Origin of the sequence: Streptomyces sp. NPDC049627 (assembly GCF_044465645.1) — a bacterium.
GTDB lineage: Bacteria > Actinomycetota > Actinomycetes > Streptomycetales > Streptomycetaceae > Streptomyces.
Genome location: NZ_JBITLW010000015.1, coordinates 150116 through 175418 on the forward strand (window position 1 = coordinate 150116; position 25303 = coordinate 175418).

Annotated in this window: 24 protein-coding genes and 1 pseudogene; 11 read left to right on the plus strand and 14 right to left on the minus strand. The window is 71.3% G+C overall.

Features of this window, described 5'->3' with window-relative positions; translation table 11 throughout:
* Positions 1-21: 21 nt before the first annotated feature.
* Entirely contained in the window at positions 22-1029 is a 1008-nt protein-coding gene (locus ACIBU0_RS35340) for an NADP-dependent oxidoreductase (RefSeq protein ID WP_398826896.1), read from the minus strand.
* A gap of 547 nt (positions 1030-1576) precedes the next feature.
* Here ACIBU0_RS35340 and ACIBU0_RS35345 point away from each other — a divergent pair.
* From ACIBU0_RS35345 to ACIBU0_RS35355, 3 genes are all read left to right on the plus strand, one after another.
* Positions 1577-2521: an alpha/beta fold hydrolase gene (locus ACIBU0_RS35345; protein ID WP_398826898.1), complete on the plus strand. Its 945-nt coding sequence runs from the start codon at positions 1577-1579 to the stop codon at positions 2519-2521.
* 177 nt (positions 2522-2698) lie between these two features.
* Positions 2699-4243 (plus strand): GMC family oxidoreductase, encoded by a 1545-nt coding sequence (locus tag ACIBU0_RS35350; protein ID WP_398826900.1) that lies wholly within the window; start codon positions 2699-2701, stop codon positions 4241-4243.
* 634 nt (positions 4244-4877) lie between these two features.
* Entirely contained in the window at positions 4878-5174 is a 297-nt protein-coding gene (locus ACIBU0_RS35355) for a hypothetical protein (protein WP_398826902.1), read from the plus strand.
* Positions 5175-5403: 229 nt separating this feature from the next.
* Here the strand turns inward: ACIBU0_RS35355 and ACIBU0_RS35360 are convergent, their stop codons facing one another.
* Entirely contained in the window at positions 5404-6225 is an 822-nt protein-coding gene (locus ACIBU0_RS35360; RefSeq protein ID WP_398826904.1) for an SDR family NAD(P)-dependent oxidoreductase, read from the minus strand.
* Between the two features lie 140 nt (positions 6226-6365).
* Between ACIBU0_RS35360 and ACIBU0_RS35365 the strand changes: the two genes are divergently transcribed.
* On the plus strand, positions 6366-6974 hold the full coding sequence (locus tag ACIBU0_RS35365; RefSeq protein WP_398826906.1) for a TetR/AcrR family transcriptional regulator: 609 nt from the start codon (positions 6366-6368) through the stop codon (positions 6972-6974).
* Positions 6975-7260: 286 nt separating this feature from the next.
* Here the strand turns inward: ACIBU0_RS35365 and ACIBU0_RS35370 are convergent, their stop codons facing one another.
* Positions 7261-7659, minus strand: a complete 399-nt coding sequence (locus ACIBU0_RS35370; RefSeq protein ID WP_398826908.1) for a VOC family protein — start codon at positions 7657-7659, stop codon at positions 7261-7263.
* Between the two features lie 92 nt (positions 7660-7751).
* Between ACIBU0_RS35370 and ACIBU0_RS35375 the strand changes: the two genes are divergently transcribed.
* The gene (locus ACIBU0_RS35375; RefSeq protein WP_398826910.1) at positions 7752-8759 is read left to right on the plus strand and encodes a helix-turn-helix transcriptional regulator; all 1008 of its coding nucleotides are present in this window, start codon (positions 7752-7754) and stop codon (positions 8757-8759) included.
* 111 nt (positions 8760-8870) lie between these two features.
* Here the strand turns inward: ACIBU0_RS35375 and ACIBU0_RS35380 are convergent, their stop codons facing one another.
* The 7 genes and pseudogenes from ACIBU0_RS35380 to ACIBU0_RS35410 all read right to left on the minus strand — a co-directional run bounded on the left by ACIBU0_RS35380 (position 8871) and on the right by ACIBU0_RS35410 (position 16007).
* Positions 8871-9188, minus strand: a complete 318-nt coding sequence (locus ACIBU0_RS35380) for a RacP protein (protein WP_398826911.1) — start codon at positions 9186-9188, stop codon at positions 8871-8873.
* Complete coding sequence (locus ACIBU0_RS35385) at positions 9175-10164, minus strand: aldo/keto reductase (RefSeq protein ID WP_398826913.1); 990 nt, start codon at positions 10162-10164, stop codon at positions 9175-9177. Before ACIBU0_RS35385 ends, ACIBU0_RS35380 begins: the two co-directional genes overlap by 14 nt.
* A gap of 112 nt (positions 10165-10276) precedes the next feature.
* Positions 10277-11269 carry a TAXI family TRAP transporter solute-binding subunit gene (locus ACIBU0_RS35390; RefSeq protein ID WP_398826915.1) on the minus strand — a complete coding sequence of 331 codons (993 nt, stop codon included), beginning with the start codon at positions 11267-11269 and terminating at the stop codon, positions 10277-10279.
* Positions 11266-12684: an ATP-binding protein gene (locus ACIBU0_RS35395; RefSeq protein ID WP_398826917.1), complete on the minus strand. Its 1419-nt coding sequence runs from the start codon at positions 12682-12684 to the stop codon at positions 11266-11268. Before ACIBU0_RS35395 ends, ACIBU0_RS35390 begins: the two co-directional genes overlap by 4 nt.
* Positions 12685-12691: 7 nt before the next feature.
* Complete coding sequence (locus ACIBU0_RS35400) at positions 12692-13351, minus strand: response regulator transcription factor (RefSeq protein WP_398826919.1); 660 nt, start codon at positions 13349-13351, stop codon at positions 12692-12694.
* 17 nt (positions 13352-13368) lie between these two features.
* Positions 13369-14715 carry an MFS transporter gene (locus tag ACIBU0_RS35405; RefSeq protein WP_398826921.1) on the minus strand — a complete coding sequence of 449 codons (1347 nt, stop codon included), beginning with the start codon at positions 14713-14715 and terminating at the stop codon, positions 13369-13371.
* Between the two features lie 133 nt (positions 14716-14848).
* A pseudogene (locus tag ACIBU0_RS35410) lies at positions 14849-16007 on the minus strand (FAD-dependent monooxygenase).
* A 105-nt stretch (positions 16008-16112) separates the two neighbouring features.
* On the opposite strand from ACIBU0_RS35410, the gene ACIBU0_RS35415 reads away from it, so the two are divergent.
* Both ACIBU0_RS35415 and ACIBU0_RS35420 read left to right on the plus strand, forming a co-directional pair.
* Positions 16113-16697 carry a TetR/AcrR family transcriptional regulator gene (locus ACIBU0_RS35415; RefSeq protein ID WP_398826923.1) on the plus strand — a complete coding sequence of 195 codons (585 nt, stop codon included), beginning with the start codon at positions 16113-16115 and terminating at the stop codon, positions 16695-16697.
* A 25-nt stretch (positions 16698-16722) separates the two neighbouring features.
* Positions 16723-16938: a hypothetical protein gene (locus ACIBU0_RS35420; RefSeq protein WP_398826925.1), complete on the plus strand. Its 216-nt coding sequence runs from the start codon at positions 16723-16725 to the stop codon at positions 16936-16938.
* A 37-nt stretch (positions 16939-16975) separates the two neighbouring features.
* On the opposite strand, the gene ACIBU0_RS35425 is transcribed toward ACIBU0_RS35420, so the two are convergent.
* The gene (locus ACIBU0_RS35425) at positions 16976-18025 is read right to left on the minus strand and encodes an LLM class flavin-dependent oxidoreductase (RefSeq protein WP_398826927.1); all 1050 of its coding nucleotides are present in this window, start codon (positions 18023-18025) and stop codon (positions 16976-16978) included.
* 451 nt (positions 18026-18476) lie between these two features.
* Positions 18477-19619, minus strand: a complete 1143-nt coding sequence (gene pstS / locus ACIBU0_RS35430) for a phosphate ABC transporter substrate-binding protein PstS (protein WP_398826929.1) — start codon at positions 19617-19619, stop codon at positions 18477-18479.
* Between the two features lie 225 nt (positions 19620-19844).
* On the opposite strand from pstS, the gene ACIBU0_RS35435 reads away from it, so the two are divergent.
* Positions 19845-20627, plus strand: a complete 783-nt coding sequence (locus ACIBU0_RS35435) for a DUF899 domain-containing protein (RefSeq protein WP_398826931.1) — start codon at positions 19845-19847, stop codon at positions 20625-20627.
* A gap of 70 nt (positions 20628-20697) precedes the next feature.
* On the opposite strand, the gene ACIBU0_RS35440 is transcribed toward ACIBU0_RS35435, so the two are convergent.
* Positions 20698-21096 carry a winged helix-turn-helix transcriptional regulator gene (locus ACIBU0_RS35440; RefSeq protein ID WP_398826933.1) on the minus strand — a complete coding sequence of 133 codons (399 nt, stop codon included), beginning with the start codon at positions 21094-21096 and terminating at the stop codon, positions 20698-20700.
* Between the two features lie 77 nt (positions 21097-21173).
* Between ACIBU0_RS35440 and ACIBU0_RS35445 the strand changes: the two genes are divergently transcribed.
* Complete coding sequence (locus tag ACIBU0_RS35445; RefSeq protein ID WP_398826935.1) at positions 21174-22127, plus strand: zinc-binding dehydrogenase; 954 nt, start codon at positions 21174-21176, stop codon at positions 22125-22127.
* Positions 22128-22476: 349 nt separating this feature from the next.
* A complete protein-coding gene (locus ACIBU0_RS35450) occupies positions 22477-22713 on the plus strand; it encodes a hypothetical protein (RefSeq protein WP_398826937.1) in 237 nt (78 codons plus the stop codon).
* A 19-nt stretch (positions 22714-22732) separates the two neighbouring features.
* Here the strand turns inward: ACIBU0_RS35450 and ACIBU0_RS35455 are convergent, their stop codons facing one another.
* Entirely contained in the window at positions 22733-23503 is a 771-nt protein-coding gene (locus ACIBU0_RS35455; RefSeq protein ID WP_398826939.1) for a DeoR/GlpR family DNA-binding transcription regulator, read from the minus strand.
* A gap of 262 nt (positions 23504-23765) precedes the next feature.
* On the opposite strand from ACIBU0_RS35455, the gene ACIBU0_RS35460 reads away from it, so the two are divergent.
* Positions 23766-25157: an FAD-dependent oxidoreductase gene (locus ACIBU0_RS35460; protein WP_398827115.1), complete on the plus strand. Its 1392-nt coding sequence runs from the start codon at positions 23766-23768 to the stop codon at positions 25155-25157.
* The last annotated feature ends 146 nt before the right edge of the window (positions 25158-25303 follow it).

Below are 25303 nucleotides of genomic sequence, written 5' to 3' on the forward strand. Positions count from 1 at the left end.
CTCTCCCTCCCCTCTGCCCGCTCAGTCCGCGATCTTCAGCACGAGCTTGCCGTGATTCTCACCACGGAACAGCCGCAGGAGGGTGTCGGGGAATGCCGCGACGTCGCCGGACACGACGTCCTCCAGCGACTTCAGCCGTCCCTCCGCCCGCCACGCGGCCAGCTGGGCGATGCCCTCCGCGTACCGGTCGGCGTAGTCGAAGACCACCATGCCCGTCATGGTGGCCCGGTTGACCAGCAGCGACAGGTAGTTGGCGGGGCCCTGCGGCTTGGTGCTGTTGTACTGGGAGATCGCGCCGCAGACGACGATGCGGGCACCGCGCGCCAGCCGCAGCAGCACGGCGTCCAGGACATCGCCACCGACGTTGTCGAAGTACACGTCCACGCCGTCGGGCGCGTGCTCGCGCAGCGCCTTGCGAATGTCCTCGTTCTGGTAGTCGATCGCGGCGTCGAACCCGAACTCGTCGACCACCAGCCGGCACTTCGCCTCCCCGCCGGCGATCCCGATGACCCGGCAGCCCAGGATCTTGGCGATCTGACCGACGACGCTGCCGACCGCCCCCGCCGCACCGGAGACCACGACCGTCTGGCCCGGCTCGGGACGCCCGATGTCGATCAGACCGAAGTACGCCGTCAGACCCGACATGCCGAGCGTGCCGAGATACGTCGGCAAGGGGGCCGCCGCCGGATCGACCTTGGTCACCTCGCGCCCGTCCGACAGGCAGTACTCCTGCACGCCGAAGGGCCCCGACACATGGTCGCCGACCGCGAAACCGGAGTGCCGTGAGGCGACCACCCGTCCCACCGCCCCGGCGCGCATGACCTCACCTATCTCCACCGGGCGGATGTAGGACCTGCCCGCGTTCATCCAGCCGCGCATCGCCGGGTCGATCGACAGACAGAGCACCTGCACCAGGAACTCCCCGTCGCCCGGCTCCCCGACCGGCTCCTGAACGTGCTCCCAGTCGGTGGCGCGAGGCTCTCCCACGGGGCGGGCGGCCAGGCGCACCTGGTGGTTGGTCGTGCTCATCTTCGGCGGCTCCTGAGACGGTCGCGTTGGATCGGCGGCGGGCACGGTCGGCAGGCGTCCCGTCGTTGTCCACCGACACACCTGCAGGGCATACCGTCCGGTCGGTACGGCCCTTGAGCGTACGGTGCCGGCGCGACGGAGGCAAGAGATGCCTGTCCGGCATGCCGGAGTTGTTCGCTGGACGGGGCTGCCGGGCTGGAGGTGCGGCGGGCGACGGTCGGGGGGCCGGGCCGCGGAGAATTCCGGACGTGGTTGCAGCGGTGAGCCTGATGGCTCTGTTTACGGCGGCGGCTGTAGTTCTTGCGCCGGCCGGCTCCTTTCCGATTCCGCCGGTCGCCTGGCTCGGCCCTTCGTGGGCGGTGCTACTGGGGCTGATCTGACCGTTGTTGTGGGGCGCAGCCCGTGACGATGGCCTCAGCGGCCACTGCTTCTGAGCCAATCGGATCACTTCTCGGCGTGACGCGGTCCGTTGCCGTACAGAATGGCCGCCGTCAGCATGCTTCGACCCGGCCTTGAGGCAACATACGGGCGGATTCGGGGGAATTCGATGAAGGTGGGACTGCTCTGGGGTGCCGCTGCGGCGGCCGTCGCCGCTGTCGGGGCTCGGGCGGCGGCCGACTGGATCGAACGGCAACCGGATCCGGTCCCCTACGAACGGCTGCGCCGCGAGCCCGAGGGTGAGGAAGTGTTCATCTCCTGCCCCGACGGGACGGTGTTGCGTGCCATCGTCGCCGGTGAAGGACCGACGGTGGTGCTGGCCCACGGTTATGGTGTCTCGCTGCTGGAGTGGAATCTGGTACAGGCCGCCCTGGTGGCGGGCGGTCACCGTGTCATCGTCTTCGATCAGCGCGGGCACGCAGGGTCGACGGTGGGTGCGGACGGCATCGGTTCGGGCCCCATGGCAGAGGACTGCCTGGCGGTCCTGGAGCATTTCGACATACGTGACGCAGTGCTTGTCGGCCATTCCATGGGCGGATTCATCGCCATTCGGGCCCTGCTCGACCACCCCGGCGTCGCCCGGCGACTGCGCGGTCTGGTGCTGTTCGCGACCTGGGCGGGACGCATTTACGACGGGGCGCCGCGCAACCGGCTGCAGATCCCGCTGCTGCAGAAGGGGATCCTCCAGCGGCTGGCCCGCACCCACAGGGGCGGACTGCTCTTCGGAGCCGCTCAGTGCGGCAAACGCCCCTCACCGGCGATGATCGCGGTGTTCCTCGAAGTCTTCCTCCAGCAGGCCCACTCTCTGCTCGTGCCGATCGTGCGGGCCTTCGCCGGCGAGGACCGTTATCCGCGGCTGGCCGAGATCACGGTCCCCACCGTCGTCATGGTCGGTTCGGCCGATCGCAGCACACCCCTCAGCCACGCCCGGCGCCTGGCCGCCGGCATACCGGGGGCCCGGCTGATCACCGTGCCGGACGCCGGACACATGCTGAACTGGGAGAGCCCCCACGCCCTGGTGCAGGCCGTCGTCTCCCTGCACGACGCTCACTGACCCACCGTGGGCGCGGTGGCCTGCGCGTGGCCCGTGCGCGCTGCGACGCAAGTGCCGGGGGCGGATTTCGGGCGGATGCGAGCCTGCTCGGTTTTGGCCGACGGCACGGTGTGATCCGCCCTCCGAAGCGGCTTGGGTACAGGGAGTCGCGTAGCCGTGTCGGGTCGAAGGGGACAGATGTACGACTACATCATCGTGGGTGCCGGATCGGCGGGGTGCGTGCTGGCGCACCGGCTCACCGAGGACGAGAACACGCGCGTGCTGCTCATCGAGGCAGGACCGGTGGACGATGCCGCGGAAATCCGCATCCCGGCCGCGTTCAGCAAGCTCTTCCAGACGAAGTACGACTGGAGTTACCTCAGCGAGTGCGAACCGGGGCTGGACGGCCGCCGTCGCTACCTGCCCCGCGGGCGGATGCTCGGCGGCTGCTCGTCCATGAACGCGATGATCTACATCCGGGGCAATCGCCGTGACTACGACGCCTGGGCGGCGGGCGGCGCCGACGGGTGGAGCTGGCAGGAAGTCCTGCCGTACTTCCTTCGCGCCGAAGACTTCACGGGGCCTGCGTCGCCGTGGCATGGCACCGGCGGGCCGCTCACGGTGAGCGAGGGCCGGTCCCGACACCCCGTGATGGACGCCTATGTGACGGCGGCGCAGGAGGCGGGCCACCGCTGCACGAGCGATTTCAACGGCCCCGAGCAGGACGGCGTCGGCTACTACCACCTCACTCAGCGCGACGGCCGGCGCTGCAGCACGGCCGACGCCTATCTGCGGCCGGCCTTGTCCCGTCCGAACCTCGAGGTGCTGACCGGCGCCCAGTGCACCCGCGTACTGCTGGACGGCGACCGCGCGACCGGCGTCGAGGTGGACCGGAACGGCGAACTCCAGTGCCTGCGCGCCGACAAGGAGGTCGTACTGTCGGCCGGTGCCTACAACTCTCCGCACCTGCTGATGCTCTCCGGCATCGGCCCGGGGGGTGACCTCGCGGCCTGCGGCATCACGCCCCGCGTCGACCTCCCTGTGGGGGAGAACCTGCAGGACCATCCGCATGTCGGTCTGAGCTACCTCACCGACACCGAGTCGCTCCTCACCGCCGAGACACCGGACAACGTCCGCCTGCTGCAGGAGGAGGGCCGCGGTCCCCTCACTTCGAACGTCGGCGAGGCCGGCGGATTCCACCGCACCCGTGAGGGACTGGACGCCCCCGACATCCAGGTGCACGCCACCCCCGTGATGTTCCACGAGGAGGGCATCAGCCCCGTGACCGATCACGCCTTCATGTTCGGCGCGGCTCTCCTCGCCCCCACGAGCCGGGGCAGAGTCACCCTCCGTTCGGCGCTCCCCAGCGCCAAACCGCGCATCGTGCACCACTACCTGACCACCGAGGAAGATCGCGCCACGATGATCCGGGCCCTGCGGATCCTGCTCGACATCGCCGACCAGCCCAGCCTGGCCAAGCACCGCCGTGCCGACTTCCGCGTGCCGCGCCGTACGGACGACGCCGGCCTGCTTGACTTCGCCCGGCGTGAGCTGCAGACCCTCTACCACCCGGCGGGCAGCTGCTCGATCGGCCCCGTCCTGGACTCCCGGCTCCGGGTGCACGGCGTGAGTGGCCTGCGCGTGGTGGATGCCTCGGTGATGCCCACCGTGGTGCGCGGCAACACCAACGCTCCCACGATCATGATCGCGGAGAAGGCCGCAGACATGATCCGCGGCCTGTGATCTCCGACAGCGACAACAGCCGACCGCTGGGGCGGTGACGGCTACGACGACCGGACGAGTCCGGCGCACTCCATGATCGGCGAGCGGTACACGATCCCGGAGCGATGAGATCTTCATACCGGGCCCGGCTTCCTGGCCCAGTCGGCCGAGCACGGGCTGCCGATGGGGAGACTTCGGAGCCGACCGCCGCGCACAGGGCCCTGGAGCGCTGACCGCATGGGCGAGCTCGCCGGCCAACCTGCCTGCGGATCTGGTGGGGCGGGTGCGGGCCTCGGCCGGGGAGGCCGGTCACCGGGACGAGGCGGTCGCGTGCGTGGTCGGCGTGATCCCGTCCACCACGAGGAAGAAGACGGTGCCGGACTCACTGATGGACCCCGCGGGAGTGGTCCTGGGGGCCCAGCCCATGGTGAGGACCCGCGCCGTGTCTTTCCGATCAACCGATCGGTGGTCCGAGTCTGAGGGATGGCGTCACGCTCAGTACCTGCTTCTGAAGTCCCGTTCGCAGTAGGCCTGTTGCGCACCTTCGAGGAATGGGTGACCCGGCGCATCGAGTGCGGGCAAATAAGTCGGAACTGTGGGGACTGGACCCGGCAGGGGCGGGTGTCGGCGGGCGGCGCGCTGGGACAGTACAGGGGTGACTGCCGCCTCGGCCACCGCGATCCTCGACCGGCTCCTCCACCACTGCGAAGTCCGCCGGCGCCCCCGGGGGCGAACTCCTCGCCGCGCAAGACGCGAGCGGGGCACCGACGGCACCCGCCGCGAAGGCCGGCTCCGCGCCGGCGACGGCATGGACTGCACCGCCGACGTCCTCGCCGAGACCGCCACCCGCCTCGCCCGCCACGAAGCACCTGCCGGCGCCTACACCCCAGCAACGGCATTCGGCCCCGACCTGGCCACCGCCGCAGGCGGCACCTTCATCCTCGATCAGTGACCAGCCGGGCAGCAGCGCACTCGACGACACGAAGTGTTCGATGCCGGCCGCGGGCGGGCGCTGTCCAAACTGGTGAGCAACCGCTGTCCCCGCCGACGGCACAGCTGGAGGAGTTCTCGAGCCTCGCTTACGAGGAGCAGCAGGCCGCGCCTGGGGTGAGCCCCCCCACATGCTGCTGACCGGCGCAATGGATCTGTTCGCGGACGGCGTGCGGGGCTTGGGAGCCTTTTCAGCAGCCGAGCGCCAGCGCCTCGCTCACGTGTGGTTCGCAGGCCGTTTTGGCGGCGCGATCGGTCATCGCGCCCATGAACATCACCGAGCGCCTTCGGCTGGCGAGTCCCGTCAGGGCCAGCATCGCCCGGTTCATCCTGCCGACGGCGATGCTCGGGGGCGGGTTGCGGCGATCGAGGGTGTTCAGTGCGGTGGCGACGACCTCCTGCGGGGTCTGCAGCCGTTGTGCGCCGGAGGCGGCCTCCTGGCCGGCGATGTCGAAGAACTCGGTCTGTGCGGCGCCGGGAGACAGGGCCAGGACGCGCAGGCCGTTGCGCCGGTTTTCCTGCCACAGTGCCTCGGTGAAGCTGAGCACGAAGGCCTTGGCGGCGCCGTAGACCGCCATGTTCGGCACCGGCGTGTAGGCGGCCATGCTCGCGACGTTGATCAGCACGCCGCGGCCGGATGCCTGCAGTTCCTCGATGAACGTTCGGGTCAGCTCCACCATGGCCAGCACGTCGACGGCGATCTCGGTGCGGATCCGTTCGGGATCCTCGCCCTCGAAGCGGCCGAAGGTACCGAACCCCGCATTGTTGACGAGCCCGGTCAGGCGCAAGCCACGGCCGCGCAGTTCGTCAGCCAGGTGCCCGGCGGCTTCGGGCTGGGACAGGTCGCAGGCCGCCACGGTGGCGGTGATGCCGTGCTGGGCCTCGAGTTCGGCAGCCAGGGCATGGAGCCGCTCTTCCCGGCGCGCGACGAGGACGAGGTGGGAGCCTCGCCGGGCGAGTCGGCGGGCGAACTCCGCGCCGATCCCGGCGCTGGCGCCGGTGATCAGGGTCATCTGCCCTCGGTAGTCGACTGCGGCCATGGCGGCACCTTTCCCCTTGAAGCTTTGCACCCGGGCAGTCAGCGTAAGTCAACCTGTCAGTGATTGCCAACCTGTCCAAGTGTGACCTCATGGCAGAGCAGTAAGGTTGCGTCATGAAGCAAGGCGGAGGTGCGCCCTCGGTGTGGGAGCGGTCGCGGCAGCTGGCCAGTCAGGAGATCGTCGAAACGGCGATCCGGCTGTTCACCACCCAGGGATACGAAGAGACGACAACAGAGCAGATCGCCCGGGAGGCCGGCGTCTCCCAGCGCACCCTCTACCGCTACTTCGGCACGAAAGAAGACCTGATCTGCGGCGATCAGGACGCCCTGGGTGCCCTCTTCAAGGAGACCGTTGAAAAGCAACCGGCCGGCGTGTCGCCCTGGGACGCCCTCAAGGCCGGCTTCACCGCCCTCGTAACGGCCGGCCACTCCCTGGAACAGACGCTGAAGATCTCCACCCTCATCTTCCGCACCCCCGCGCTGCGCGCCCGGTATGAGCAAAAGCGCGACCTCTGGCAGTACGACCTGATGCCGGTCATACGGGAGCGGCTGCGCGCTGCCGGACGCGAGGGCCCGGCCGCCGACCACGAGGCGCGCACCATCATCGCCGTCACCTTCGCCTGCACGGACGCCGCCACCGCCACCTGGATCGCCAGCGAGGGCCGAGAAGACCTTGCGACCCTGTACGACCAGGCACTCGACATCATCCGCGCCGCGCCCTGAACGTCCCGACGCCGCACACCAGGCACATCGGCCGAGGCCCCCCACCTAACGGTCGTTCGCCGTATCGGCAGGCCCCAGGGCTGAGCGTCCTACTCGGCCAAGCGGGCCAGACAAGGAGAACCCGCCCGTCGAGCCGGTCGACTGCATGCCGGAGGCAAGTCGGGCGGGGGCCGTTGCTTGGCCTGCCGACGCCGCCTCCAGCAAGTGAGGGGTCTCAGGCACAAGTGCAGACGTCACCGGGAGTCCTGGGAACTCAAGGCTCCCGTGCGAGCGGATGTCTGCGGCGTCAGCGTGCGAACTTTTCCCTGGCCGCCGCGGTGACGGGGGTGAAGAAGTTGACGAGGTTGCCGTCGGGGTCGCGGAACAGCAGCGAACGGTTGCCCCAGGGCATCGTGGTGGGCTCGTTGACGAAGTCGGTGACGAAGCCGGTCAGGTTCTCGTGCACGCGGTCCACGTCGTCGACGAGGAACTCGGTGATCACGCTGTGATTGTCGGCCGGGCGGGCAGAGCCCGGGGCGAACAGCGGGACGGTGCGGGTGCCGGCGATCGCGAGGGTTGCGCCCGCGGTCTTGAGTTCCGCGAAGTCCTCGGTGGCCCACGTGGCCGACGCCCCGGTGGCTCGCTCGTAGAACTCGACGAGGCGCGCTACGTCGCTGGTGATGATGCGGATCGAGACGAATTCCATGGGGTCTCCTTGGCTGTACGGGAGGCGTGCACGTCGCAGGCTAGGAGAAATAGCGGACAGAATCGGTCCTGTATTCGCGTTAGAGTGCGAACATGCCTCGACCCACCGGCCGCGTGCTGACACTCCTGGAACTGCTGCAGTCGGGCGGCACCCGGACGGTGGCCGAACTCGCCGACCGGCTCGGCGTCGAAGGGCGCACCGTGCGGCGGTATGTGGACCAGCTGATCGACCTGGACGTGCCCGTGGAATCGGTGCGCGGCCGCTACGGCGGATACCGCCTCGCCCCGGGCTACCGCTTGCCTCCGCTCATGCTCAGCGACGACGAGGCGCTGGCCGTGCTTCTCGGCCTGGTCGCCGGCCGCCGAGCAGGGCTGATGCCGACGGAGCGCACGGCGAGCGAGACGGCATCGGCAAAGATCCGGCGGGTGCTGCCCCCGCACATCGCCCGCCGGCTCGACACACTCCTGGAGGCTCTCGCCTTCACCCACCAGCCCGATGATTTCGAGACCGCGAACGCGGGGGTCCTGCTCACCATCGCCGACGCGGTGCGCCACCGCCGACCCGTCTCGATCCGCTACGCCGACCGCGACGGACGGCGCACCGAACGCACGCTCCACGCGTACGGGATCGTCGCCCATGCGGGCCGGTGGTACGTCACGGGCCAGGACGCCCGGATCGGCGAGGACCGAACCTTCCGGCTCGATCGCATCGCGGACGCGAGGGCCCTGCCCGGCTCATTCGAGGCGCCCGTGGGTCCCGATCCGGCACAGCGCCTGTTGTCAGCCTTCGCCACGGCCCAGTACCGGCATGAGGTGACCTTGCGGATCCATGGGACGGTTGAGCAGATCCGCGCCCGCCTTCCCGTCAGCGTCGCGAACCTGGAGGAGTGCGAGCCCGCGGCCGGGGAGGGCCCGGCGGCTGAGCGCTGGCTGCGCGTCGAGCTGCGGGCGGAGCGGCTCGACTGGCTGCCTCCGGTACTCGCCGCACTCGACCGGCCGTTCGTCATCGAGCGCCCCGACGAACTGCGCGACCTCGTCATCGCGCTCGCCGATCGCCTCGCGTCCTACGCCCGCCAAGCGTCCGTCATGTCGGACGGGTAGCGGCATCGGCGCATCAGGAGGCGGGTGGGGTCCTGGCCGGGCTGGTGCTGGGAAGCCGGCCAGGACCCCGGTTCTTTCACGGCCGCCTCGGCATCCCGGGACTGAAGGGGTTCAGCCGGTCTGTGAGGCCGCCATCTCCAAGGTGGCCTTGACCGCTTCGATCTGCGTGTTCAGGTAGTTCGCCCACCGGCTCCTGGGGAAGAGGGCCAGGTGCGGAGCGAGCGTGCCGGTGATCACCGAGCGGAACGCGGTCAGCTTCTCGCTGGCCCAGACCCGCTCCCACTCCTCCAGCTCGACCTCGCTGGCGCAGAAGTGGTACCCCTGCTCCCGGGTCCAGATCAGCGGGGGCCAGTCCCTTTCCGCGGCCAGGTCGCGCAGGGCGGTCAGGCCGCTGCGGGTCTGGTACTGACTCAGCTCACACGCCCCCATCAACCGGCGCCCGCTCGTCCAGCAGGCCCTCGCCGCGCAGGTCGCTCCAGACCTGCGCCGGGATCTCCTTGCCGAAGGCCGCGATGTTGCGCCGTACTTCGTCCGCGGTGCGCATGCCGACCACGATCCCCGCGACGGCCGGGTGGCGCAGCGGGAAGGCCATGGCCAGTTCGGGGAGCGTCACACCGTGTGCCTCGCAGACATCGGCCATGCGGTGCGCGCGGCGCAGCAGGTGCGGTGCGGCGGGCGCGTAGTCGAAGGTGGCGCCCTCGGCGGGCCGGGCCGTGGCCAGCAGCCCGGAGTTGAAGACCGACGCCGCGAGAATCGAGACCCCACGCCGGGTGCAGGCGGGGAGGAGATCGTCGAGGGCGCTGTGGTCCAGCAGCGTGTAGCGGCCGGACAGCATCACCACATCGACGTCCGACTCCTCGACGAGCCTCGTCAGCTTGCCGGGGTGGTACATCCCGGCGCCGATCGCGCCCACCACCCCTTGCGCGCGCAGTTCGGCGAGGGCCGGGTAGCCGCCGCGCAGCGCGTCCTCGAAGTGCTCCTCCGCGTCGTGCAGGAGCAGCAGATCGACCCGGTCGACGCCGATCCGCTCGAGTGAGTCCTCCACGCTGCGCAGCACACCGTCCCGCGTGAAGTCCCACACCCGCCTGTGCGTGGCCGGCACGGCGAAGCTCTCGTCCATCCGGCCCGCCGGATCCTGCGGGACCAGCAGTCGGCCGACCTTCGTCGACAGCGTGAACTCCCCGCGCGGCTTGCCGCGCAACAGCCCGCCGATGCGCCTCTCGGAGTGCCCGATGCCGTAATGCGGCGAGGTGTCGAAGTAACGGATCCCGCCGTCCCAGGCCGCCTCCAGGGCACCGGCGGCGGTCTCGTCGTCCAGCGGCGCGAAGAGCCCGCCCAGCGGACCACCGCCGAAGCCCAGCTCCGTCACGTGGACATCGCTCTTCCCGAGCCGGTTCCGCCTCATCCACCGTTCCCCTCGTATGACTGCTGACGCGGTGTCATCCTGCCGGGACACGTGTCGGCGATCCAAGCGGATATCCGCGAAGGCGGCTCAGCCGGGACCACGCCCCGCGTGCCTAACCGTGCAGTTCGCGATAGGCGACGACCGCCCCGGGATGCAGCGGAACGACGCCGGTGGAGATCAGGCTGCGGACGTCGAGGAACTGGGTGCCGAGGGCCGTGGCGGGGACGAGGCGGGTGGCGTGGCGGACCAGGACGTGGGTGAGGGCGGCGGCCACGGGGGCGGGCAGGTCGGGGCGGCACAGGAGCAGGTTGGCCACGCCGATGGTGGCCACTTCGGGAGTGCCGCGGTACGCCCCGGCCGGCACCGTCACCGCCTCGAGACCCGACCCGGAGCGCCCGGTACCGGCACGCAGGCGGGGGAGGAGACCGGCCAGCGGCAGGAGACGGATGCCGGGCCGGATGTCGAGGCCGGAGAGCACCGGCAACGGTACGCCGCCCGCGACCAGCAGTGCGTCGATGGCGCCGTCTCGCATCGCCTGGGCCGCCCGCGGCATCAGCAGGTGGCGGATGCGGACGTCGGTGCCCGGGCTCAGGCCCGCGGCCCGCAGCAGGCGGTCGCCGAGCACGGCGCCGCCGGATGCGGGTGCGCCCAGGGAGACGGTGCGCCCCGCCAGGTCGGCGACGGTGTGGATCGGCGCGTCTGCGCGAACGGCCAGCTGAATGTAGTTCTCGTAGACGCGGCCGATCGCCCGGAGCGGGACGCGGGTGCCGAACGGTGGTGTACCGCCGTACGCGGCCCACGCGATGTCGGCCAGGGCCAGCGCCACTTCGGCCCGACGCGCCTGCAGCAGCCGTACGTTGGCCACACTGCCCTCGCTGCCGATCACCTCGCAGGACAGCCGGGGGTAGGCCGCCGTCACCTGTGCGGCGAGGAGGCGGCCGAAGGCCGCGTAGAAGCCGTCGGTTTCGCCGGTCGCGATCCGCAGCCGGCCCTCCGGGCCCCGGTCCGGCTGCCGGGAATCGGCTGTGCCGGCGGCCGCCAGCAGCCCGGCGCAGGCCGTGCCGAGTGCGGCGCGCAGGGCGGTGCGGCGGGCGGGGCCGGTCATGCCGCGGTCTCTTTCGGGCAGGGTGGCGTGTGCTCGGCGCGGGGGAGTGCGACGCGGACGCGCAGGCCGTGCGGCTGGACCGGGGTGACCTCGATGCGTCCGCCCCGCCCGGCCGCCAACTGCTCGGCGATCGCCAGGCCGAGGCCGCTGCCGCGTACGTCGCGATGCCGCTCGGAACGCCAGAAGCGGGTGCCGGCCTGGGTGACCTCGTCGGCGCCGAGGCCCGGACCGTCGTCCCGTACCTCGAACACGGCGTCCGGGCCCTCGGTGAAGCAGCGGGTCTCGACGCGGGCGCCGTCCCCGGCGTACTTGATCGCGTTGTCGAGCAGGATGTCGGCCACCTGGGCCAGCTCGCTCTCCGTGCAGGCCATGGGGACGGCGGGGCAGGGGACGAACTCCAGGCGGACTCCGGCCTGTTCGGCCACCGGCTGCCACAGCTGTGCCTGGGCGGCGGCCACCGCCGTCGCGTCGCAGCACGCTTCGCGCGCGTCCGTCACGGCCAGTTCGCCGGCGCGGTGTTCGGCGTCGGCGAGGTCGAGCAGATCGTCCAGGAGGTGTTCCATGCGTTCGAGTTCGGCGGTCACGCCCGTGTACGTACGGGCGGCGGAGGCGGGCAGGCGCGGCTGGAGGGAGTCGATGCGCAGGCGCAGCGCGGCGAGCGGGTTGCGCAGCTGGTGCGAGGTGTCCGCGACCAGACGGCGCTGCTGTTCCAGCGCGGTGGTCACCGCGTCCGCCATCCGGTTGAAGCCGGTGGCCAGCTGGCGCAGTTCGGGCGGGCCGCCGGCCCGGGCGTGCTCGGCCGGCAGCCCGGCCGCCAGCGCGCCGACCGCACGGTCCAGGCGGTGCAGCGGGCGTACGACCCACCGCGTGGCGGCGCGGGCGAGCAGCACGCACGCCACGGCGAACAGGCCTGCGCCGAGCAGGACGAGCGCCCAGCGCAGGGCGATGTCGTCGGCGGCGGCCCGCACCGAGGCACGCAGCACCACGGCGCCGGACACCCGGGTCCCGGTGCCCACCGGCCGGGCGAGCAGTTTGTCGCCGCGCGACCAGGGGCGCAGAGTGCCCCCGGGCGAGACGGGCTGGTTGCGCAGCGCCGCGTCGACGAGGCGGCCGACGGCCGGGTCGGCGGCGCGCAGGCCGCCGGTCTGTACGACCGGGGCGCGGCGGGCGTCCACGACGACGACCGCCTCGCCGTACAGCCCGCTGTACCGGGTGACCTCGGCGGTCAGCGCGCCGGTGTCGCCGCTCTCGGCGGCCTGGTCGGCCAGCGCGGCGAAGCGGACGAGGTCGGCGGTGCGGGCCGCGACGAGCTGCTCGGTGCGCTGCGTGGCGGTGACGCCGAGCAACGGGACGGCGAAGCCTGCCACCGCGAGTACCGCGAAGGCCAGGACGACGGTCAGTACCCGGGTACGCATGGCCCGTTCAGCCGCCGAACCGGTAGCCGAAGCCGCGGATGGTGGTCAGCACCTCGGGGCGGGCGAGCTTGGCCCGCAGCTGGGTGAGATGGACGTCGAGCGAGCGGGACACCGCCAGGTAGGCGTCGCCCCACACCTCGTCCATCAGCTGCTGGCGGCTGACCGCGGTACCGGTCCTGGCCGCGAGCGCGGCCAGGACCGCGAACTCCTTGGTGGTCAGCCGCACCTCGGCACCTCCGACCGTCACCCGGCGCGCGTCGAGGTCGACTTCGACGTCACCGGCGCGCACCGTACGAGGCGCCGCGGCGGCGGAGGTCGCTGCGCGGCGGGTCACGGCCTCGATACGGGCCAGCAGCTCGGCCAGCCGTACCGGCTTGACCAGATAGTCGTCGGCACCCAGCCGCAGGCCGCGCACCACCGACCGTTCGTCGCCCCGCGCGGTGAGGACCACCACCGGCAGGCCGCTCACCGCGCGCAGCTTGCGTAGCACCTCCAGGCCGTCGAGGTCGGGCAGGCCGAGGTCGAGCAGCAGCAGGTCGGCCCGGCGGTGGCGGGCGAGGACGTCCTCGCCGCGCCGCACCCGGGTGGGCAGATGACCGTGCTCGTACAGGGCCTCGCTCAGCGCACCGGCCACACCGTCGTCGTCCTCGGCCAGCAGCACCCGCACGGTCGCCACCCTTCCCGTCAGTCCCGAGCCTCGCTCTCCAGCGGCGATCCGTCCGACGTCTCGCGCATCCGAATGTAGACGAGCAGCGAGATCAGGACGCAGGCGGTGACGTAGAAGAAGTACCAGCTCTCGTGCCCGGCGTTCTTGAACCACAGGGCGACGTATTCGGCGGTCCCGCCGAACAGGGCCACGGTCAGCGCATACGGCAGCCCGACACCCAGCGCCCGGATCGAGGTCGGGAACAGCTCGGCCTTCACGACCGCGCTGATCGAGGTGTACAGGGAGCTGACCGCGAGCGGCCCGACCATGAGCAGGAAGGCGTAGAAGGGGTCGCTGGTGTGGGACAGCAGCGTGAGCGAGGGCACCACCACCACGGCGCCCAGCACCCCGAACGCGATCAGCATCGGACGCCGCCCCACCCGGTCCGACAACAGGCCCATGACCGGCTGCAGCGCCACGAACACCAGCAGCGCGAAGAAGTTGATCCACGCCGCCGTCGGCTTGGCGATGCCGCTGGTGTTGACCATGAACTTCTGCAGATACGTGGTGTACGTGTAGAAGAACAGCGTGCCGCCCATGGTCAGCCCGACCACGACCAGGCACTGCCGCGGGTACGCCAGCAGCATCCGCACACTGCCGCGCGCCGGCCCGTCGCCGTCCCGCGCGCCGCCGTCCTCGGCCGCCGCGCGCTCGAAGCTCTCCGACTCGTCCATGCCGCGCCGCAGCCACAGCACGACGATCGCCCCGGCGGCACCGACGACGAACGCCACCCGCCAGCCCCACGCCTCCATCTGCGCGCCGCTGAGCACCTGCTGCAGGACGATCTGCAGGCCGAGCGCCGTCAACTGCCCGGCGATGAGCGTGACGTACTGGAAACTCGAGTAGTAGCCGCGCCGCCCCGGCGAGGCCACCTCCGACATGTAGGTGGCCGAGGTCGAGTACTCCCCGCCCACGGACAGGCCCTGCAGCAGCCGTGCGGTCACCAGCAGCACCGGCGCCGCGACGCCGATCGCGCCGTACGACGGCGTCAGCGCCACGATCAGCGAACCCGCCGCCATGAGCGTCACCGACAGCGTCAGCGCCGCGCGCCGCCCACGGCGGTCGGCGTACCGCCCCAGCACCCACCCGCCGATCGGGCGCATCAGGAACCCGACGGCGAACACCGCGGCGGTGTTCAGCAGCTGGGCGGTCTGGTCGCCGGACGGAAAGAACGCGGCGGCGAAGTACACGCTGAACGCGGTGTACGCGTACCAGTCGTACCACTCGATCAGATTGCCGATCGATCCGCGCACGATGTTGCTGACAACCCTGCGCTCACTGCGGCGCGTCCGCTGCGCGCCTGCTGCCGTGGTCTGTGTGGCCATCGAAAACTCCCTTGTCTGCGGCCCGGGAGCACACAGAGTCGACGGCACGGCAGGGCCCGTTCAACAGCGCGAACCAAGTCCTAACAGTCCCTTAGGGATGAGGCGCTGCGGCGTCTGACAGGGGAGAACGGCGTCAGCCGAGAGCCGGAGGTGTCCAGTCGGCGTGCCGCAGGATGGTGCGGACGGTCGCATGGGCGGGTGCCAGCCGCAGAGCGGTGTTCCGTACGGCGACGGCCACCGGGTGGGTGAGCCGGTGACCTATGCGGCCGGCCTGGCGGGCGGCGCGTGCGACGGACTGGCTGCGCGGGCGGCGCTCGGCGTCGTACCGGGCCAGCGCCGCTTCGACGGTGGGCTCGGTGGCGAGAGCGCGGCCGTGAGCACGGCGGCGTCCTCGAGGGCCTGGCAGGCGCCCTGGCCGAGGTTCGGGGTCATGGCGTGGGCGGCGTCGCCGAGCAGGGCGATCCGGCCTGCGGTGAAGGCGGGCAAGGGGGTCGCCAGCTCGTGGATGTCGTGGTGCAGGACGGCGTCGGGCGCGGTCGCGTCCAGCAGTGCGGGGATGGGATCGTGCCAGTCGCCGCAGCGGCGGCGCAGGACGGCGAGGGGGTCCGTGTGCCGCACCCCGGGCGGCGCGTTGAGCACCGCGTGCCACTCGGCACGGCCGTCGGCGAACGCGATGTGGCCGAACTCGGCGCCCTTGCCCCAGGTCAGCTCGAAGTCGGTGGCCAACTCGACCGGGCGCGAGGTGATCGCGCGCAACACGGTCGACCCGCTGTAGGCCGGGCCGGGATGCTGAGAGAACAACTGGCACGCAGCCGGCTGCCCACTCCGTCGGCGGCCACGACCAGATCCGCCTCCAGGACGGCGTCCCCGAGCGGTATCCGCACCAGGCCGGGCCCGGCACACTCGACGGACCTCGCCTCGACACCGACCATCAGGCACTCCGACGGCAGCGCCGCGCGCAGCAGACGGTGCAGTACGGCCCGGGGGATACCGACGAACGGCGTACCCAGCTCACGCTCGAGAGCGGCCCCGTCCATCCGGGCCAGCCGGCCGCCGCCGGGGACCCGGGTGCCCCCGGTGTACTGCGGCCGCGCAGCCGCGCGCACCGCCTCGCCGGCACCGAGAACGTCCAGGGCGCGGATGCCGTTGGCGTGCGGGGAGATGCCCGCACCCGCGTCGGCGAGGACGGGGGCGCGTTCCACCACCGTCACCTCCCACCCGACCAGACGCAGACCGATCGCGGCCGCCGGCCCTCCGATTCCCGCGCCCACCACCACTGCGCTGCCGCCCATGCCGGCCCTCCCTCGTCCGCCCACCCGTTCACCCTTCTACAGATGTAGAAGGTCCGGAGGGAGAAGGAGACTGTCCGGCTGCTCTACAGGTGTAGAAAAAGGGGGGTGCCCACAGACCGACGTACCGTCCTCGCCGACGCGGCCATCGACGTGCTCGCCGAGACCGGAATCCGGGGACTGACCCATCGCGCGGTGGACCGGGCGGCGAACCTGCCCCCCGGCACCACGTCCGCCTACTTCCGCACCCGCCGGGCACTGCTCACCGCGCTGGTCCGGCGTCTGGTCGCCCTCGACCAGGCAGAACTCGAGGCGATCGGGGAACGGACGCCGGTGCCACGGAACGCCGAGGAACTGGTGGCCGGCATCGCCGCCTTCGTCGAGCAACGCCTCACGGGCGACGGACGACGACGCTCCCTGGCCCGCTACGCATGCGCCATCGAGAGCGTGCACCACCCTGAACTGCGCGACATCCTCGTCCCGCGCCAGAACGCCGCACGACACGTCGTACGAGACTTCCTGACCGGGCAGGGCGTCGCAGACGCCGAGGACCGCACTGTCACGCTGCTGACCTGTGTGGACGGACTCGTCTTCGACCGCCTGGTGGGAGGCGGCGCCGTGGCGGAGCAGGAGATCCGCGGGCTGGTGGCGGCGGCGCTGCGCCAGCAGCCGACGGGCCCCGCATGCGCGTGAGCGTCCCGCGTCGCACCCTGGTGCCATGGCATCCACGCAGCCCGTCGTCGTCTACCCACCCGCCGAGGACGGCGGGCGGCGCGTGCGTGCGGACGATCAGTTCCTGGGCATGGCGTACGGGCTCTTGGACGTTGCCGAGTTCCTGCGCCGGGCGGGGATCGAGGACGCGGATCCCGCGTACGTGCGTGAGTCCGGGTTGATCGAGTGGCGCGGCGGCGGCCCGGAGGTGTGGGGGCGCTGAACCGGCGCATGCGAAGTGGGCCGCCAGGGCGCTGCGGTCAGCCGAAGGCCGGCATGATCCTGTCGTGGATGAGGCGCAGCTGTGTGTTCACGTCCGCCACGTTCGCCAGGTCGCGGCCCGTGAAGGCTTTGACAAGGGTGCGGTCGGTGAGGGCGCAGATCATGTGGTTGACACCGCTCGGGGCGATCTCCCGCTGGATCTTGTCCAGGCACTCCTGGGGAGTACCGGAGACGGAGAGGCGTTCGGCGAGTTCCGGGCTGGTCAGCTCGATGCCGCGGGCGAGGTCGCCGGCGGCGATGGCGTCGATGACCGGCTTGAGCTCGCCGGGGTCCACTCCGTTGCGGCGCAGCTGTTCCTCGGGCATCGAGGAGGCGTAGATGCCGACCATGCTGCGGGCCGCGTCCTTCGCGGCAGCGGAGTCGGGGCCGGTGGCGAAGACGACCCAGGCGCCGATGTCGAGTGACCGCCAGTCCTTGCCCGCGCGTTCCGCACCGGCCCTGATGTGCTGCACCGCATAGTCGTACGCCTCACGCGTGTAGCTCAGCGCGTGGTGACAGCCGTCCGACAGTTCACCCGCGGCCTCGAACGACCTGGGCCCGCGCATCGCCCCCAGCTTCAGCGGAAGCCGATCCTGAACCGGCCGGGCGAAGGTGAACAGTCCCTCGTACGAGAAGAACTCACCGCGGTACGAGATCGCGCCCTCGTCCAGCAGCGTCCGCACGACGTGAAGCGCCTCCTTGACCCGCGAGAGCGGGCGCGTGCGCGCCCAGTCGATGCCGTACTGCGCCAGAAGCCCGAAGTTCCCGCTGGACAGCACGCCCTCCGCCCGCCCGCCGGACAGTTCGTCGAGGGTGGCCAGAGCCTGGGCGATCAGGGTGGGCTCGCGCAGCGTGACCGGGGAGACGCTCGGGCCCAGGCGGATCTGCCGGGTCTGACCGGCTGCCGCCGCGAAGAGGAGCCACAGATCCTTGTGCCAGGTCTCGTCGGCCGCGTAGCAGGCATGGAAGCCGAGTTCGTCGGCGAGCCTGATCGAGGCCAGGGACTCCTGGAGCGGGTAGTCGGGGAGCATGGCGTAGCTGAACCTCACCGGGGCCACCTTTCGTAGCGGGACTGGGCCGTTCTGCGGACGGGTCGTGCTCCTCCCCCTCCGAGGGTGGGCAAGGGCCCCACATCTGTCCAGGGTGCGTCGGAATGCCGTACGGCCCCTGCTGCGGCCGGAGTTGGGAGCACGGCCGGCGTGGCCGAAGCGGCACCGGGCCATGTACGCCGACCTCGGCAGCCGCAGGTCTATTCGTCTCCAGCAGCCCCGGGTCCATGAACACCTGCGTGCCGCCGGCGGCCGGGGCGTGCCGCGACCGGCGAAGGCGATGCAGCGGCGGCCCGGATCGACCGCCCCGCGTCAGGATGCAGCCGGACGGCCGAGTTGCGCTTGACCTTGCGGGGGCCGCCGATGAGGTCCCACTCGTCCGGGTCGCGGCATCCAGCGTGCGTACGACGGGGTGCCGGAGCAACGGTCCGCCATCGGACGCCAGTTGGAGTCAGGACAGACTGTCGATCTTGCTCCGGACCTTGTTCACGATGGTGGCCGGAAGCGTCGCGTAGCCCTGAAAGCTCAAGTCCTCCTGGCCCTTCGTGCCGGCGACGTACGTCAGGAACGCCTGGGTCGCCGACCACGTCGACGGCTTGTTGCCCTTGTCGCAGACGATCTCGTACGTGACCATGTCGATCGGGTAGGCGCCCGGGGCCTTGGTCGCGTAGTCGAGTTCCAGCACGAGGTCGTCGTCGCCGGCGATTTCGGCATCGGCGATGGCCTTCGAGGCCGTGAGGACGCTGGCGTCGACCGGAGCGGGGGCGCCGGTGGCGACGGACGCCGTGGGAATGGCGCGGGCGAGCGCATACGACAGCTCCACGTAGCCGATCGCACCCTCCGTCTTCTTCACCTGTTCGACGAGACCGGAGGAACCCTTGGCGGAACGGCCGCCCTTGGCCTTCCACTCCTTGTCGTGCCCGTACGGCCAGGCGCTCGGTGCGGCCGCGCTCAGATAGGCGGTGAAGTTGTCCGTCGTTCCGGAGGAATCGGAGCGGTGCGCCGCCTGGATCGGCGTCGACGGCAGCTTGCTGCCGGAGTTGAGCTTCGCGATCGCCGGATCGTTCCACTTGGTGATCCGCGCGTCGAAGATCTTGGCCAGGGTGGGGGCGTCCAGGACCAGCCTCCTCACCCCCGGCAGGTTGTAGGCGAGGGCGATCGGGCCGCCGAGCATCGGCAGGTGGACGGCCCGGCCGCTGTTGGAGCAGGCAGTCTTGGACTGGGTGATCCGGGCGGCGCTCAGCGCGGAGTCGGAACCGGCGAATGCCGTTCTGCCCTGGAGGAAATCGGTCTGGCCGGCACCGGAGCCGTTGCCGTCGTAGGTGATCCGGGTACCGGGGCAGGCCCGCATGTAGTTCTTGATCCAGAACTTCATCGCGAACTCCTGCGCAGTCGACCCCGAGGCCGACAGCGTGGCGGCCTTGCCGCACTTCACGTCTGCGGCGCCTGTGGTTGCGGGCGAGGCGGACGTGGGCGATCCGCCGGAGGGTTCTTCGCTGCCGTTCGAGCCGCACGCCGCCAGGAGCAGGGCGCAGGAGACGACCGCCGAGCCGATCGCCAGGTCACGCGGCCGGCTCGTACGCTGGCGCTTCACTCTTCGGTGCTCCTTCCGGGGCAGCGGACACGACCACCCACCCGTTACTACGGTAGGTAATGGATGTATGTCTCCGAGTAATGATGCCTTCGGTCTCGAGTCGGTGCCCGGGAACGCGCCGCCGCCCTGCGCCGCGATGAGTTCCGGCCGGGTCAGGAGTCTGCTCTGGTAACCGTCGTAGGACGTCTACGACGCAGCCCGGCACGAGCCACCACGGAGGACACCATGACGATCACGCCGGACGACTCCGCCACCGCGCTGCCCGGCCGCCCGCCGATCGTGGACCTGGCCACCTGGCAGACCGCCCGTGACGAACTGCTGGTCCGCGAGAAGGCGCACACCCGCGAGGGCGACGCCATCGCCGCGGCCCGCCGCCGGCTGCCGATGGTGGAGTTCGACGGGACGGTCGAGGTCGTCGGACCCGACGGCCCGGTCCCGTTCCTCGGTCTGTTCCAGGGCCGCGACGAGCTCGTGGTCTACAAGCACATGTGGTACGACGGCGCGCCGCACCAGGGGCAGTGCGAGGGCTGCACCACCACGGCCTGGCACCTGAAGGACGCCGCTTATCTCAACGCCCGCGGTGTTTCGTTCGCCGTCCTGACCACGGGCCCCTGGGACGAGGTGGCCTCCTACGTCGCGTTCATGGGCTACACCCAGCCCTGGTACTCGGTGCGCGGCGTGGACGGGCCGGCCGGCGGCGACATGGGTTACCTCACCTGCTACCTGCGCGACGGCGACCGCGTGTTCCTCACCTACTCCACGACAGGCCGTGGCAACGAGCGGGTCAACGGCTCCCTCGGACTGCTCGACATGACGCCCTACGGCCGCGGCGAGGCGTGGGAGGACAACCCCGAGGGCTGGCCCCAGGGCGACAGCGCGTGCTGGTCGTGGCGCGCGGACGCGGACGGGAACGCCACCTGGGGCCCGACCAGCCGCCCCGTTCCGCAGTGGACCCGCCCCGGCGCGACCCCCGTTCAGACCCTCGGCCGGCACGGCCCCCACCACTGACGCGCCCTCGGCGGTGTCGGCCGAGGTGGCGGATGCCGGGCGGGGCCTCACACGGCCGCGGTCGTGAGGGTCAGTCGGCGTCGGGTCCGAGCTCCGCGCCACTGTCGTAGGCGGCGCGGGCCTCGGCGATGGCGGACCGATGGCGCTCGGCCCAGTCCACCAGACCGATCAGCGAGGCGTGGAGTTCCCGGGCCATGGGAGTGACGCTGTACTCGACCTTGGGGGGCACGGTCGGATGGACGGTGCGAACGAGCAGCCCGTCCCGCTCCAACCTGCGCAGGTTGAGTGTGAGCATCCGGCGGCTGATGCCCTTGATGGCACGTTCCAGCTCGGTGAAACGGACCGGACCGTGGGCGGCCGCGATCAGGATGCCGATGCTCCATTTGCCCGCCACGCGGTCGAGCACCTCCGTGACGGGACAGGCTTCGTCCCTGAGCGCTTCGGTAACACGGGTGTGACTGCGTGACACGAAAGTGCCTCCTTCCGATGAGCAGCAAGGTTATCGATGATGACTGCTGTTACAAGTCGTCAACCCAGGGGGAAGACATGCCTGTTCACGCTCTCGTCGTCGATCCGTCCGCACCCGCCGCCGTCCGCCTCACCGAGGTGCCCGAACCCGTCCCCGGCCCGGGCCAGGTCCTGGTGGACGTCTCCCACGCCTCGTTGAACTACGGCGACCTCAACGACGCCCGCTCCGGGCGGGCCCCCGTGGGCGCGGTGCTCGGTTCGGACGCCGCCGGAGTGGTCGTTCAGGCCGCCGCGGACGGAACCGGACCTGCCGTGGGCAGCCGGGTGGTGGCCCTGACCGCGGGGTCGTTCGCGGAGCGCGTCGCGATCGACGTCGGTGCGCTGGCCGAGGTGCCGAAGGGGCTGGACCTGGCGCAGGCGGTGGCGCTGCCGGTCGCCGGAGTGGCGGCGCTGCGCTCCCTGCGGGCCGCCGGGCTCGGGCCCGACAAGAGGGTGCTGGTCACCGGTGCCTCCGGCGGGGTCGGCCGGTTCGCCGTCCAGCTGGCGGCGCGGGCCGGTGCTCACGTGATCGCGTCCGTGGGCTCGTCGGCCCGCGGCGAGGGACTGGCCGGGATCGGCGCCGACGAGGTGCTGATCGGGCTGGAGGGACTCCGGCGACCGGTCGACGTCGTCATCGACAGCGTCGGCGGCCCCCAACTGGTCGCGGCGTGGAACCTCCTCGCCCCCGGAGGCAGCGTGCAGAGCGTCGGCTGGACATCCGGGGAGCCGGCGGTCTTTCCGCCGTATGCCACCGTCGGCCCGGCCAAGTCGCTGACGTCCTTCGTCATCGAGGGCGACGTCGGCGAGGACCTGGCCACACTCGCCCAGCTCGCCGCCGAAGGGGCCCTCACCGTCGAGATCGGCTGGCAAGGATCCTGGGACCGCTTCGACGAGGCGGCCGGGGCGCTGCGCGGCCGTCGGATCCCCGGAAAAGCGGTGCTGGAGCCGGCATCCGGGGGAGTGGACGCCCCGCGGCTCTCTCCGCAGAACTGACCAAGTACCCCCTTCGGGAAAGACGCTGGATCATCGGGCCTCTCCCGCCCGCCCAGGACATCCCCGGGTTCCTGGGGATGGACCACGCGCAGACTGGCGGAGCCATGGGTTCACGCGAGCGGAGGTCACACACAGCCCGACAGCAGGCTGACCGACGTTGGTACTCTCCGCATCCATGGCGAGGGGGGATGCGATCGTGGGAGCGGGGCCGTCGAGTTCTTCGAGACCGTGGTGGGGAGGAATTGGCTTCGGTGTTCTCTTCGGCGGGCTGACCGCAGCGGTCTGTGTTGTCACGATCGGCCGGGCATGGACTGCCTGCGACATCGGCAGTGGTGCGTCGGCCAACAGCATGACCTTGCTGCTTCTCGCCCCTGTCCTCTGGATCTCCGCCGCCGTCCCGTGGGTCGTCCTGCACAGCACCCTCGGACGACGTCACCGAGGGGCAGCTCTGGCAGCAGGGCTCGTCTTCACCCTGTGGTTCACCTGGTTCCTCGTGACCTGGCTGGGCATGCCGGACTCCTACCCCGCCGCCCCCTCGTGCCCGGGGAACGTCCCACCCTGGTGGCCGAACTTCATCCCTGCATGAGTGCGTGGCACAGGCCGGGTCAGCCGCCGGCTGCGGCCGGAGGTGTCTGTATCACTCTCACACCGGACTCACGCAGGGCCGTGCAAGTGGCGTCGTCCTCCGACGCGTTGGTGATGAGCGCATCCAGGTCCTCCGGACCGCAGATCTTCACCATGCCGGTTCCCGGGAACTTGCTCCTGTCGGCCAGCAGCACCACCTTGTCGCCGGCGGCGATCATGGCGCGCCTCGCGGGCACCTCGGCCACGGTGGTGTCCATGACCTGGCCACCGGGGCGCACACCGCAGGCACCCATGAACAGCCAGTCGGCATGGACTTGGCGGAGATTGTCCTCGGCCATGAAACCGTCCAGCATGCGTGACTCGCGGATGACCATGCCCCCGAGCAGCATGAGGTCGATGTTTTCGTCCGCGTGGAGTTCGTCGTACACCGCGAGGTTGTTGGTGATCACGGTGAGCCGGCGGCCGCGCAGTCGCGGTGCGAGCCGGTGCACGGTTGTGCCGCTGTCGAGGATGACCGACTGGCCGTCCTCGATCATCGAGGCCGCCTGGGCGGCAATCGCGTCCTTCTCGTCCACCCGGACCGCGGCGGCCTCGTCGAAGGACGGCTGATCCTCCCCGATGACCGCTCCGCCGTGCACCCGGGTGAGCAGCCCGTCCGCCTCGAGCTTGAGGAGGTCGCGGCGGACGGTCGCCGCACTGGCATCAAGCTGCTCGGCGAGGTCGGTCACGGACGCGGTACCGGCCGAGCGCAGGGCCTGCAGGATGAGTTGGTGTCGTCGTTCGGCCAGCACACAACCGGACCCTACACGGTGCCGTCCGGCACAATCCGCCGACGTCGGGCCGCAGTTGACGCCGTGCGGCCGCCGCAGCGCTCGGCGGGCGTGAGCCGCACAACGCCCTCACGGCCGGGGCCGGCGGGTGTGTTCGCGGAGGCGTAAAAGGGCCGGAACGCGGTCAACCTGTCCTGCGGAACCGGATACTGGTGCCTCGACGTAACGTGGCGATCAGGGGAGCGGTCGGGTGAACTCTGCCAGGGACACGGGCAGTTGGGGCGTGGGTGGCGGCCGGGGCGGGCGGCATGCGGTCGTCGTCGGCGGGAGCCTCGCGGGGATGCTTGCGGCGCACGTCCTCGCCGGGTACGCCGACCGGGTGACCGTCGTGGAACGCGACCGGTTCCCGGACGGGACGAGTCCGCGGCCCGGTGTGCCGCAGGGCCGGCACCCGCATGTGCTGCTGGAGGGCGGGCAGGTGGCCATGGAGTCGCTGCTGCCCGGCTTCGTGGCGGAGCTGCGGGCGGCGGGGGCGCCGCGGGTGGGCATGCCGTCGGACATGGTGCTGTGGCAGAGCGGCCGCTGGCTGCGCCGGCTGCCCGCCACCACGCACATCTACACCGGCTCGCGCGCACAGCTCGAGGAACTGGTGCGGCGGCGGGTTCTGGCCAACCCTGTGATCAGTGCCGTGCAGGGGACCGATGTCGTCGGGCTCCTCGGGGACGCCTCGCGCGTGCGCGGCGTGCTGCTGCGGGACCGCTCCGGCGACGCCCGCGGGGAGCAGCGGGCCCTCGAGGCCGACCTGGTCGTCGACGCCTCCGGCAGCGGCACGAAGGCTCCGCAGTGGCTCGAGGCGATCGGGGCCGAGGCCCCGCACGAGGAGACCATCGACACGGGACTTGCGTACGCCTCGCGCGTCTACCGCGGCAAGAGCGGCGTCCTCGACGGCGACACCCTCGGCTACTACGTCTACCCGAGCCCCGACCAGGTCCACGCCGGAGGTGCGCTGCCACTGGAGGACGGCAGTCATCTGGTCATCGTCTCGGGGCTGCGCGGCGACGAACCGCCCACGGGCGACGACGAGTTCGTGACGTACACCAAGAGGCTGCCGCATCCGCTCCTGCACCAGTGGCTGGAGGAGGCCGAACCGCTCTCGCCGGCGTTCGGCTACCGGCGGACCGCCAATGTCCGCCGCCGCTACGACGTGCCGGGCAGCTGCCCGGCCGGCTTCCTCGCCACGGGCGACGCCCTGTGCACGTTCAACCCGATCTACGGGCAGGGCATGGCCATCGCCGCGATGAGCGCGGTCGCACTGCGCGACGCACTGGCCGATCCGAGCCGGACCCCCACGACGCGGCGCGTACAGCAGGCCCTCCTCGCGGCGTCCCGGCAGGCGTGGGACATCTCCGCCGGAGCGGACCGCAAGATGCCGGGCGCGGTCGGCAACGCGGTCGGCGGCGGACCCGCGGACCGCTTCGCCGACTGGTACCTGCAGCGCGTCCAGGAGCGCTACCCCGGCGACCCCGTCGTGGGCGGCGCCTTCCGCTCCGTACTGACCCTCTCCGCGCCCGTCACCGCCCTGTTCGCCCCGGCCGTGGCCCGGGCCGTCCTCTTCCGCCCGCCCGCGCCGACACCGACCGAGCCACCGGCGACACCGGAGGAACCGGAGGCCTGAGCGAGGCGGGCAACCTGGGCACCCCATAGGCGTCCGGCGCGAACAGTGCCTACGGCCGCATGGGTATGGGCGTGCCCGGAGCCCGACTGTGACCGGGGCGAACCCGATGGCCGTTCGAACTCCCGGTCCGGGACGACTCCTTGACC

Coding starts and splice junctions, on each gene's coding strand:
- ACIBU0_RS35445 (WP_398826935.1), top strand. CDS start 21,174: ATGCCTGTTCACGCTCTCGTCGTCGATCCGTCCGCACCCGCCGCCGTC.
- ACIBU0_RS35450 (WP_398826937.1), top strand. CDS start 22,477: ATGACCTTGCTGCTTCTCGCCCCTGTCCTCTGGATCTCCGCCGCCGTC.
- ACIBU0_RS35340 (WP_398826896.1), bottom strand. CDS start 1,029: ATGAGCACGACCAACCACCAGGTGCGCCTGGCCGCCCGCCCCGTGGGA.
- ACIBU0_RS35420 (WP_398826925.1), top strand. CDS start 16,723: ATGGCATCCACGCAGCCCGTCGTCGTCTACCCACCCGCCGAGGACGGC.
- ACIBU0_RS35350 (WP_398826900.1), top strand. CDS start 2,699: ATGTACGACTACATCATCGTGGGTGCCGGATCGGCGGGGTGCGTGCTG.
- ACIBU0_RS35345 (WP_398826898.1), top strand. CDS start 1,577: ATGAAGGTGGGACTGCTCTGGGGTGCCGCTGCGGCGGCCGTCGCCGCT.
- ACIBU0_RS35360 (WP_398826904.1), bottom strand. CDS start 6,225: ATGACCCTGATCACCGGCGCCAGCGCCGGGATCGGCGCGGAGTTCGCC.
- ACIBU0_RS35405 (WP_398826921.1), bottom strand. CDS start 14,715: ATGGCCACACAGACCACGGCAGCAGGCGCGCAGCGGACGCGCCGCAGT.
- ACIBU0_RS35385 (WP_398826913.1), bottom strand. CDS start 10,164: ATGAGGCGGAACCGGCTCGGGAAGAGCGATGTCCACGTGACGGAGCTG.
- ACIBU0_RS35375 (WP_398826910.1), top strand. CDS start 7,752: ATGCCTCGACCCACCGGCCGCGTGCTGACACTCCTGGAACTGCTGCAG.
- ACIBU0_RS35395 (WP_398826917.1), bottom strand. CDS start 12,684: ATGCGTACCCGGGTACTGACCGTCGTCCTGGCCTTCGCGGTACTCGCG.
- ACIBU0_RS35435 (WP_398826931.1), top strand. CDS start 19,845: ATGACGATCACGCCGGACGACTCCGCCACCGCGCTGCCCGGCCGCCCG.
- ACIBU0_RS35390 (WP_398826915.1), bottom strand. CDS start 11,269: ATGACCGGCCCCGCCCGCCGCACCGCCCTGCGCGCCGCACTCGGCACG.
- ACIBU0_RS35380 (WP_398826911.1), bottom strand. CDS start 9,188: ATGGGGGCGTGTGAGCTGAGTCAGTACCAGACCCGCAGCGGCCTGACC.
- ACIBU0_RS35370 (WP_398826908.1), bottom strand. CDS start 7,659: ATGGAATTCGTCTCGATCCGCATCATCACCAGCGACGTAGCGCGCCTC.
- ACIBU0_RS35365 (WP_398826906.1), top strand. CDS start 6,366: ATGAAGCAAGGCGGAGGTGCGCCCTCGGTGTGGGAGCGGTCGCGGCAG.